Genomic DNA, 9,891 nt, shown 5'->3' with positions numbered 1-9,891 from the left:
CCCTCCCCCATCCCCCTCCTTCCCCAAAACCCGCACATACAAATTAAAAAAAACAAATGTCCCGTGAAGGGATGGATATTTCCCTGTATGGAGCTCTTCACCATGTGCATCTGACATGGAGGGGCTCTCCTGGATAATGTGCGCTAGGGGAATAGGAGCTTGAGGGAAGGATGCCCCTCCCCTCAGCAAACGTTGATCGATGCTAGAACGGCGTGCCGGTGGCCAGCATGTGTTCCAGCAGGGCGTCACGCAGCCAGCGGGCCACGGGGCCGGGACGGCCGGCATCGGGGCCCTGACCGATGGGACGGTCTTCGAAGTGGCTGATGCCCACGCACAGGCTGGCGCTGGTGAAGAGCAGCATCTCGCGGGCGGTGAAGATCTCTTCGCGGCGGATGGGACGTTCCACCACGGGCAGGCGCTGCGGCGCGATCCTGCGGGCGGCCAGCATGGAGGTGCCGGGCAGGATGCGGCGGCCTTCGGGACAGCACAGGCGGCCTTCGGCATCCACGATGCCCACATTGGCGATGGCGGCCTCGCCCAGATGGCCGTCCTCGTCAAAGGTCACGGCCACGTCCATGCCCCGCTGCCGGGCCTCGGCGGCCATGAAGACATTGGGCAGATAGTTGGTGCTCTTGATGCGGGCCAGATATTCCTGCTTGGGCGGGATGGCGCTGGCAAAGGCCGTGAGGCCCTTCTCGTAAAAAGCCTCCGTGGGCAGGGCCTTGCGCAGGGCCACGATGTAGAGGCTGGACTGCGGGCACTCCTCGGGCGAGACGCCGAAGCCGCCGGGCCCGCGACCCACCAGCACGCGGATGTCGCCATGATCGGTGCCCGAAGCGCGGGCCACGTCCAGGATGCGGGCGCGCAGCTCGTCCCACGAACAGGGCGGCAGCAGGGAAAGGGCGCGGCTGCCGTCGCGCAGGCGGGCCAGGTGTTCCTCAAGGGCGAAAATGCGGCCCTCGCGGTAGCACAGGCTCTCGAACAGGGCATCGCCCCGGTGGCACATGTGGTCGTCCAGGGGCAGGAGCAGGCAGCGCGCGTCACGGCAGACGGCGTCCACACGCGCATCATAAAAGGCCAGGATCTTGTCGGCCCCGGGCCGGGGCGCGGCCATCAGGGCCGCCATCCAGGCATCGGCATCCAGAATCTTCATGGCATCCCCGCGAAAGGCCGTCCCGCGCGGGAGCGGCCTGTTGTGGTTGCTGATCGGGGCAGGGCCCCTGCCGGCGGCTGCCGCCGGTGAAACGTCTTTTTCTAGCACGAACGGCAGCGACGGGGAATACCTTGCCCCGCTGCCGGGGATCAGGCCCGAGCCTGCGCGCCGCACGGCAAAAAGCAGGGGGAAGGACCTGCCCCGCCACGGCGGGACGGGCCCCTCCCCCTGTACTGTACTATCCCGTCGCTGCGGACTAGGACATGAAAACGTTCTTGTCGGGCACGCGCACCAGATCGCGCTTGAGCAGTTCCTCGGCGATCTGCACGGCATTGAGGGCCGCGCCCTTGCGCACGTTGTCGGCCACGATCCAGAGGTTCAGGCCGTTCTCGATGGTCTCGTCCTCGCGGATGCGGCCCACATAGGTCTCGTCGTCGCCCACGCAGTAGGCGGGCATGGGGTACATCTTTTCGCGCGGGTTGTCGAAGACGCGCACGCCGGGGGCCTGCGAGAGCAGGATGCGGCATTCCTTAGCGGTCATCTTCTTGTGGGTCTCGATGTTCACGGACTCGGCATGGCAGTAGAACACGGGCACGCGCACGCAGGTGGCGGTCACCTTGACCGTGGGATCGTTGAAGATCTTCACGGTCTCGTTGACCATCTTCATCTCTTCCTTGGTGTAGTCGTTCTCCAGGAAGACGTCGATGTGCGGCAGCACGTTGAAGGCGATGCGGTACGGATAGACCTTGTTTTCGGGCTCGCGCATGTTGAACAGGTCGCGGGTCTGGCGTTCCAGTTCTTCCAGGCCCTTCTGGCCGGTACCGGACACGGCCTGATAGGTGGAGACCACGATGCGCTTGATGCCCACGGCGTCATGGATGGGCTTGAGGGCCACCAGCATCTGGATGGTGGAGCAGTTGGGGTTGGCGATGATGCCCTGATGGCCTTCCAGATGTTCGGGGTTCACTTCGGGAACGACCAGGGGGCAGCGGTCGTCCATGCGCCACTGGGAGGAGTTGTCCACCACCACGCAGCCGGCATGGGCGGCATGGGGAGCGAATTTTTCGGAAGTGCTGCCGCCGGCGGAGAAGATGGCGATGTCGATACCTTCAAAGACATCTTCCTTCAGTTCCTGCACCACCAGCTCGTCATCGCCGAAAGGCACCTTGGTCCCGGCGGAACGGGCCGAGGCGAAAGCACGCACTTCCGTGGCCGGGAACTGGCGATCGTGCAGGGTTTTCAGCATTTCACGGCCCACGGCGCCCGTGGCGCCCACAACGGCAACAGTCAACTTCTTGCTCATGCTCAATTCTCCATGCAGGGCAAATCAAAGGCTATACGGGGTCTGCAGCAGCATCATTCCGGCCCGGCCCCAAAAGAAACCTGACTATAGCGGGCATCATGGCAAAAGGGAAGACGTGACGGCGCGTCTGTACTGACAATTTTCGTGTGAAAAATTACACAGTTATCCTGCAATGCTTTGGCCCTTCAGCACCTTTTTTGCTTGTCGCGCGGCATGGTGCGGCGCAACACACTGAAATCGAAACGATTTTCCGTACCTTTCCCGCGCCGCCGCCGGGCCGGACATGCGGGACATGCCGCGGCGCGGACGCTCGCCCTCCGCCTCCCTGACGCAGGCTTCCCCAAAGGCACGGGCGGGCCTCTTTGCCCGCGCTTTTCCCGGCTTGCGGCACAGGCAGAAAAAAACGCCTTCCGCCCGCTTCCGACGGGCCCGGAATGTTGACCGTTCCGGCACAAGCTCCTATACTTGCGCGATGACACAACCTAGCTCCTGCCTACTTACGGTGCTGGATCTGGTCCCCTTCGGCCAGACCGGCCAGGAAAGCCGCTTCTTCGCCCTGCGCCTCACCCGCCCCGACTGGCCGTCGTGGCGTCCCGGCCAGTTCGTGATGGTGCGGCCCACGTCGTTCGGTCTCGAGATGCCCTGGGCCCGTCCCTTCGGCATCTGCCACATGACTTCCCGCCACCTGATCTGCTTCTTCCAGGTCGTGGGGCGCGGCACCCGTCGCATGGCCGAACTCAAGGCCGGCGACACCGTGCGCGTCTGGGGTCCCCTGGGCAACGGCTTCGCCATGGAGCCCGACACCCCCACCCTGCTGCTGGCCGGCGGCATGGGCATCGTGCCCTTCGTGGGCTATGTGAGCGAGCACCCCAAGCCGTGGAACGTGACCATGCTCTTTGGCCATCGCGAGCCGCTGAGCTGCTATCCCGTGGACAGCATCAACGAGCATGTGCCCCTGGACAGCCTGCGCGAGACCGTGCCCGGCGACCTGGACAACTTCATCTTCACCATCCAGGAACGCATGCGCGAATACGCCGAGCAGAAGGGCCTGATCCTGGCCTGCGGCCCCCTGCCCTTCCTCAAGACCGTGCACGGCTTCGCCCGTGAGCTCAACGCCCGCGTGCAGCTCTCGCTGGAGAACCGCATGGCCTGCGGCGTGGGCGCCTGCCTTGGCTGCGTGACCCGCACCACTGAGGAATGGCCCGTGGCCGACAAGCGCAACGGCCTTGTCCAGACCTGCAACCACGGCCCCGTGTTCTGGGCCAACCAGATCGAGCTCTAGGCCGGGGGACAGCATGAACCAGCACTCTATGGATCTTTCCGTCACCCTCAAGGGGCCCACGCAGAGCCTGCACCTCAAGAACCCGGTGCTCACGGCTTCCGGCACCTTCGGTTACGGCATGGAATTCGCCCCCTACGGCGACCTGACCAGCCTGGGCGGCATCATCGTCAAGGGCCTGTCCCTGCAGCCCCGCGACGGCAACCCCTGCCCGCGCATCGTGGAGACCACGGCCGGCATGCTCAATGCCGTGGGCCTGCAGAACGACGGCGTGGAAGCCTTCTGCAAGGAAAAGCTCCCCCGCCTGCCTTGGCAGCAGCTGCCCGTCATCGCCAACCTTTACGCCACCTCCCCCGCCGAGTTCGGTGAGCTGGCCGCCCGCCTCAATGAAGAGGAAGGCGTGGCCGCGCTGGAAGTGAACGTCTCCTGCCCCAACGTCAAGAGCGGCGGCATCCTCTTCGGGCAGGACCCCAAGCTGGCCGCGGCCGTCACCCGCGCCGCCCGTGACGCGGCCCCCAACAAGCCGCTCATCATCAAGCTTTCGCCCAATGTCACGGACATCGCCCTCATGGCCCGCAGCGTGCAGGACGCCGGTGCGGACATGATCTCGTGCATCAACACCCTTTCGGGCATGGCCGTGGACGTGGCCCGGCGCAAGCCCCGCCTGGCCAATGTCATCGGCGGCCTGTCCGGCCCGGCCATCAAGCCCGTGGCCCTGCGCTGCGTGTGGCAGGTCTGCAAGGCCGTGGACATCCCCGTCATCGGCCTGGGCGGCATCTGCTCCGCCGAAGACGTGCTGGAATTCATCCTGGTGGGTGCCCATGCCGTCCAGATCGGCACGGCCAACTTCATCAGCCCCGACCGCGCCTTCGAGATCGTCAAGGAACTGCCCGCCGTCTGCCGCCAGCTGGGCGTGACCAGCCTGGACGAGCTGCGCGGCTCTCTGAAGACGGCCTAACGCACGTCCGCTCCTTTTCCCGTGCGGGAGGGTACCGTAAGGCGCTCTCCCGCGCGGTGTTTTTTGTCCGGGGCACTGCGCCCCGTCCCGGTCTTGCTCCCGCCTCCCGGTGCCCGCCGGGACGGCCCGGCCAGCCCCGAAGATCCAACCGCAACAGGGAACGGCAGCCCCTGCAAGTCTGCTCCATGGAGGCCCGCGTGGCAGAACTGAGCATCATCCCCGTCAACACTGCAGAAGACCTGGACCGCTTCGTGGAACTGCCCTGGAGCATCTACACACCGGATTCCCTCTGGGTGCCCAACCTGAAAAAACAGGATCGCGAGCTGCTCTCGCCCGGCGAGCACCCCTTCTGGAAGACCGCCCGGCGCGAACTGTTCCTGGCCCTGCGCGACGGCCGTCCCGTGGGCCGCATCGCGGCCATCGTGGACGAGAAATATAACGCCTATGCCGGCGAACGCTGCGGGGCCTTCGGCTTTTTCGAATGCCGGGATGACCGCGAGGCCGCCCACGCCCTGCTGCAGGCCGCCCATGACTGGCTGCGCCGCCAGGGCATGGCCTTCATGCGCGGCCCCCTCAATCCGTCCACCAACTACACCTGCGCCATGCTGGTGGACGGCTTCGACGAGGCCCCCGCGCTCATGATGCCCTGGAACCCGCCCTATTATCCCGCCCTGCTGGAATCCTGGCACATGCGCAAGGAACAGGACCTGTTCGCCTACCTCATCGAGCGCGACAAGCTGCACGTGGAGGACTGGCTCAAGGACGAGATCCGCCACCTCAAGGAGCAGAAGCGCTTCACCTGCCGCGTCTCCTCCAAGGCCACCCTCACTGAGGACATCCGCATCATGCTGGACCTTTACCGCATCTCGTGGGCCGGCAATTGGGGCTTCGCGCCCCTTTCCGACGGCGAGGCCGACGTGCTGGTGAAGGAGCTCAAGGGCCTGCTCAACCCCGATTTCTTCGTCCTCTTCTTCCATGACGGCGAGCCCGCCGCGGGCATGGTGGCCCTGCCGGACTTCAATCCCCTGCTCAAGCGCCTCAACGGCAAGCTGGGCCTGAGCGCCCTGTGGCATTACTGGCAGGCGCGCGGCGAGATGCGCGGCAAGTACCGCATGATCCTCTTCGGCATCCGCGAGGAGTTCCGCCTGCTGGGCCTGCCCCTGCTCCTGCTGGACTACATGCTGGAACAGGCCCGCCGCCATCCCGAGTTCTGCCAGGTGGAAGGCTCGTGGGTGCTGGAGGACAACATGGCCGTCAATGACCTCATCGAAGACTTTTCCGGGCGGATCACCAAACGTTACCGCCTGTACCGCAAGGAGATCGTGTCATGAGCCATAGCGCCGATACTCCCCTGGGCATGCCCGCTCCCTGGCTGGACGGCAAAAAGATCGTCGTCACCGGCGGCACCGGCTTCGTGGGCCGTCACCTGCTGCCCCAGCTACTGGCCGCCGGGGCCCGCGTCACCTGCATCACCCGCGCCACATCCCGCCGCGACCACCTGCCCGCCGGGGTGGAAGTGGTCCGCGCCGACCTGCGCAGCGGCGCCGGGCTGGAAGAGGCCCTGCGCGGCCAGGACATCTGCATCCACATGGCCGCCCTGCTCTTCGGTCTGGGCTGGCAGGACTATCTGCGCGCCAACAGCGAGGCCGCCCGCGCCCTGGCCACTGCCTGGCAGCGCCTCGACGCGCAGGGCCAGGCCCCGCAGCGCATGGTGCTGGTCTCCAGCCTGGCCGCCAGCGGCCCCTGCGACACTGCCGCCGGCAGGGGCGACGACGCCCCCGGCGCCCCCGTGTCCGCCTACGGCTGGTCCAAGCTCATGGTGGAACAGATCCTGGGCCGTGCCCTGGGCGATCGCATGGTCACCCTGCGGCCGCCCATCATCTACGGCTCCGGCGACCGCGGCCTGCTGCCCGTGTTCCAGGGGCTGCGCTACGGCGTGGCCGTCACGCCCGGCATGTTCCGCCGCTTCCCTGTCTCGGCCGTGCACGGTCGCGACGTGGGCCGCGCCATCGTCTGCTGCTGCCGCCCCGAGGCGCACGGCGTCTATCACGTCAATGACGGCGGCTGCTACGCCATGGCCGACTTTTACCGCGCCATGGCCCGGGCCATGGGCAAAAAGGCCTGCATCCTGCGCCTGCCCCTCTGCTTCCTGGGCCTGACCGCGCTGCTGTCCACCCTGGGCGGCAGCCTGCTGGCCGCGCTGGGACGCAAGGGCCGCGCCCCCAACTGGAATCTGGACAAATACCGCGAAGCCCGCCAGTCCGGCTGGACCTGCGACGCGTCGCGCCTGCGCGAGGAACTCGGCTATGCCCCCGCCCTCACGCTCGACCAGGGCATGCAAGAAGCCGTGGAAGGCTACAGGCGCGAGGGCCTGCTGTGAAAATAACCATCCAAGAACTGTCCAAGTCCTTCGGCGGACGGGACATCTTCAACAATTTCTCGCTGGAAGTGGATTCCGGCGTGCGTCTGTGCGTCTGCGGCCCCAACGGGACCGGCAAATCCACCCTCCTCCGCCTGCTGGCCGGCGTGGAGCCCGCCGATGGCGGCCGTGTCATCCTGCCCAAGGGCTGCCGCCTGGGCTTCGTGGAACAGGAGCTTTCCGAAGAGGCCCTGGACACGCCCCTGCTGACCTATGTGCTGGACGTGCTCCACGACTGGAACGAATTCTGGGCCGAGTGGGAAGAGGCCGCCCAGCAGAAGGACGAGGCGCGCCTGACCCAGCTCATGCACCGCCAGGCCGAACTGGAAGCCACCCACGGCTACAATCCCGAACACCGCGCCAAGGCCGTGCTCTCCGGTCTGGGCTTTGCCGAAAGCAAGTGGCTGCGCACCCTGCGCGAGCTCTCCGGCGGCTGGCGCGAACGCGCCAAGCTGGCCCGCGTGCTCACCGCCGGGGCCGACGTGCTGCTGCTGGACGAACCCACCAACCATCTGGACATGGAAGCCGTGGAATGGCTGGAGTCCTTCCTCATGGACTTCAAGGGCGCCCTGGTCTTCGTGGCCCACGACCGTGTGTTCATGGACCGCGTGGGCACGCACGTGCTCTATCTGGGCCTGTCCCGCCCGGTCTTCCGCAAGGCCACCTACACCCAGTTCCTCTCCCTTCAGGAGGAATACAACGCCCAGCGTGAACGCGAGGCCAAGGCCCTGCAGGACGAACTGGCCCGCAAGATGGCCTTCGTGGAACGCTTCCGCGCCAAGGCCACCAAGGCCCGTCAGGCCGGTTCGCGCCAGAAGATGGCCAAAAAGCTGGAGAAGGAGCTGGAGGATTACCGTCCCGAGCCCAAGCGCAAGGAACTGAACTTCACCTGGCCCGAAGCCCCGCACATGGAAAAGGTGGCGCTGGCCGCCGCCGACCTTGCCTTCCACTTCCCGGACGGCAAGCAGATGTGGCCGCCGCTGACCTTCACCCTCTACAACGGCCAGCGCGTGGCCCTGGTGGGCCACAACGGCTGCGGCAAGTCCACCCTGCTCAAGCTGCTGGCCGGGACCCTGGAACGCTGCGGCGGCAACGTGGTCACCGCACCCCAGATGCGCCTGGGTTACTACACCCAGCACCAGATGGACACCCTGCGTCCGGACACCACCGTGCTGGGCGAGATCCGGCGCCTGTCCGACCCCCGCACCACCGAAGAGGAGCTCATGAGCGTGCTGGGCCTCTTCCTGCTGGGGCAGGAATACTTCGACCGGCAGGTGAGCAAGCTCTCCGGCGGCGAGAAGAGCCGCCTGGTGCTGGCCAGCCTGTTCCTCAAGCGCTGCAACTTCCTGCTGCTGGACGAACCCACCAACCATCTGGACCTCGAAAGCCGCGAGGCCCTGGGCACGGCCCTGCAGAAGTTCGACGGCACCCTGCTCATGGTGGCCCACGACCGCTGGCTGCTCTCGCAGGTGGGCGCCGAGGCCTGGGCCCTGGACGAGAAAGGCATCACCGTCTACCCCGACTTCGCCAGCTACGACACGGCCCGCCGTGCCGCCCTGGAAAGCGGCAGCGTCAGCCCCAGCCTCAACGCCTCCAACAAGGCCGAGAAGCCCGGGAACGCGCCCCGCGCCAATCTCTCCCGCGAGGAGCAGAAGCGCCTCAAGCGCGAACAGGCCGAACGCCGCAACGCCCTGCACAAGGAGCTCAAGCCCCTGCAGCAGAAATACGCCGCGCTGGAAGGCGAGCTGGAAAAGGCCATGAACGAGCAGTCCGACGTGGAGACCCTGCTGGCCGATCCGGCCGTCTACGCCGACGGTGCCCGCTCTACCGAGCTGCTCAAGCGCTTCAACGATCTGCGCGACCTGACCGAACGCCTCATGGAAGACATGGCCGCCCTGGAAGAGCAGATCGCCGCCATCGAAGCCAAGCGCGCCGATATCGACAGCATGGGGGATCTGGCATGACCTCCATCGTCGTGGCCGGCGGCATCATCTGGCAGGACGACCACCTGCTGGCCGCCCTGCGTCCGCAAGGCAAGCCCATGGCCGGTTACTGGGAGTTCCCCGGCGGCAAGCTCGAACCCGGCGAGACCGCCGAGCAGGCCCTTTGCCGCGAACTGCGCGAGGAACTGGGCATCAGCGTGCGCGCCTGCCGGCTCTGGCAGATCGTGGAGCACGACTACGCCGAGCGTGACCTGCACGTGCAGCTGCACTTCTTCCACGTCACCGCCTTCGACGGCACGCCCTGCGCCCGGGAACGCCAGGAACTGCGCTGGGTCACGCCCGCCCAGGCCCGCGACCTGCCCTTCCTGCCCGCCGACGCCGATCTGGTGGCCTCGCTGCCCGACCGCGCGCCGCGGTAGCGCGTCAGGCTCTGTAACAGTGATTTTGTTGAGGGGGGAAGGGAACCCCTTTGGCTAGCGCACAAAGGGGTTCCCTTCCCCCCTCAAACTCCCCCCTTCCTTCCCCAAACGCGCTTTCACGGCCTGTGTCCCTGCGGGGACACAGGCTTTTTTGTTTTTTGGGGAAAGATCCATGGAAAAAAGGCTGGCAGACTGATCCACCGCCTTCCCAGACACACAGCCGAGACCAGAGGAGAGCCGTCTGTGCCCCTGCATGGTCTTCCGGCAAGAACGACGTCCTCTGCTCCCCTTCCATGCCCCTTCTCCCACGGACGGACCATTGCGTCCAGGCCGGACGGCGGCTAAGATGCCACCTTGTCCCCAAAGCCTCGCCCGACGGCAGCGCACGATGCCATGCCCTGTGTCCGCCAGACGGGG

At 66.3% G+C, this 9,891-nt stretch carries 8 protein-coding genes; 6 read left to right on the top strand and 2 right to left on the bottom strand.

Annotated features, from left to right (window positions below; translation table 11 throughout):
• Positions 1-202: 202 nt before the first annotated feature.
• The gene (locus DESPIG_RS08100) at positions 203-1,153 is read right to left on the bottom strand and encodes an aminotransferase class IV (RefSeq protein WP_006007302.1); all 951 of its coding nucleotides are present in this window, start codon (positions 1,151-1,153) and stop codon (positions 203-205) included.
• Between the two features lie 256 nt (positions 1,154-1,409).
• The gene (locus DESPIG_RS08095; RefSeq protein WP_006007301.1) at positions 1,410-2,456 is read right to left on the bottom strand and encodes an aspartate-semialdehyde dehydrogenase; all 1,047 of its coding nucleotides are present in this window, start codon (positions 2,454-2,456) and stop codon (positions 1,410-1,412) included.
• 472 nt (positions 2,457-2,928) lie between these two features.
• Between DESPIG_RS08095 and DESPIG_RS08090 the strand changes: the two genes are divergently transcribed.
• From DESPIG_RS08090 to DESPIG_RS08065, 6 genes are all read left to right on the top strand, one after another.
• Positions 2,929-3,738 (top strand): iron-sulfur cluster-binding protein, encoded by an 810-nt coding sequence (locus DESPIG_RS08090; RefSeq protein ID WP_006007298.1) that lies wholly within the window; start codon positions 2,929-2,931, stop codon positions 3,736-3,738.
• Positions 3,739-3,766: 28 nt separating this feature from the next.
• Positions 3,767-4,693, top strand: a complete 927-nt coding sequence (locus DESPIG_RS08085; protein ID WP_040369714.1) for a dihydroorotate dehydrogenase — start codon at positions 3,767-3,769, stop codon at positions 4,691-4,693.
• 197 nt (positions 4,694-4,890) lie between these two features.
• Positions 4,891-6,024, top strand: coding sequence for a hypothetical protein (locus tag DESPIG_RS08080; RefSeq protein WP_246118341.1), 1,134 nt, complete (start codon positions 4,891-4,893; stop codon positions 6,022-6,024).
• Positions 6,021-7,073 (top strand): NAD-dependent epimerase/dehydratase family protein, encoded by a 1,053-nt coding sequence (locus tag DESPIG_RS08075; RefSeq protein ID WP_006007290.1) that lies wholly within the window; start codon positions 6,021-6,023, stop codon positions 7,071-7,073. Before DESPIG_RS08080 ends, DESPIG_RS08075 begins: the two co-directional genes overlap by 4 nt.
• Positions 7,070-9,076, top strand: a complete 2,007-nt coding sequence (locus DESPIG_RS08070; RefSeq protein WP_006007287.1) for an ABC-F family ATP-binding cassette domain-containing protein — start codon at positions 7,070-7,072, stop codon at positions 9,074-9,076. Before DESPIG_RS08075 ends, DESPIG_RS08070 begins: the two co-directional genes overlap by 4 nt.
• Positions 9,073-9,474 (top strand): (deoxy)nucleoside triphosphate pyrophosphohydrolase, encoded by a 402-nt coding sequence (locus DESPIG_RS08065; RefSeq protein WP_006007285.1) that lies wholly within the window; start codon positions 9,073-9,075, stop codon positions 9,472-9,474. Before DESPIG_RS08070 ends, DESPIG_RS08065 begins: the two co-directional genes overlap by 4 nt.
• Positions 9,475-9,891: the final 417 nt, after the last annotated feature.

Origin of the sequence: Desulfovibrio piger ATCC 29098 (genome assembly GCF_000156375.1) — a bacterium.
Lineage (GTDB): Bacteria > Desulfobacterota > Desulfovibrionia > Desulfovibrionales > Desulfovibrionaceae > Desulfovibrio > Desulfovibrio piger.
The sequence above is the reverse complement of the archived record's forward strand: the minus strand, read 5'-3'. Positions and strand labels throughout refer to the sequence as shown.